Genomic DNA, 528 nt, shown 5'->3' with positions numbered 1-528 from the left:
ATGGCCATAGCAACATCATCCCAGGTCTTGAGCAACAACTAGAAGGCAAATCTGCTGGCGAAAGAGTCAATGCCGTTGTAGAGCCTGCTGATGGTTACGGTGAATACCAAGAACAAGCGGTACAACATGTACCACGCGAAAACTTCCAAGGCGTTGATGATATCCAGCCTGGTATGCAGTTTCAGTCAGAAGCTGGCGGTCAAGTGATGCTAGTAACTGTGACTGACGTAAACGATAAAGAAGTGACGGTTGATGCAAACCATCCGTTAGCTGGTAAGCGTTTGACGTTCGATGTAGAAATTCAAGAAGTACGCGCAGCCACTGAAGACGAGCTAAACCACGGCCATATCCATGGCGCTGGTGGCGTTGAGCACTAATATCTTCTTGAGTTTGGCGTAAAATTTTCAGACGATAAAATGCTTAGGCGAATAGTTAATTATTAATGAATAGTTATTGATAATGTTAGCGTCGTCTAGCTATAAAGGTCAGTAGAGCAATCTACTGACCTTTTTTTGGATAAGTTTTAGA

1 protein-coding gene is annotated in these 528 nt (G+C 43.6%); it reads left to right on the top strand.

The features are described from left to right. Positions 1 to 377: peptidylprolyl isomerase (locus Q7C21_RS22955; protein ID WP_375151231.1), on the top strand; the 377-nt coding region annotated here is incomplete at its 5' end. Between the last annotated feature and the right edge of the window lie 151 nt (positions 378 to 528).

It is taken from the genome of Pantoea sp. ANP04 (genome assembly GCF_041982285.1).
GTDB lineage: Bacteria > Pseudomonadota > Gammaproteobacteria > Enterobacterales > Enterobacteriaceae > Pantoea > Pantoea eucalypti.
This window is presented reverse-complemented; position numbering and strand designations above follow the sequence as displayed.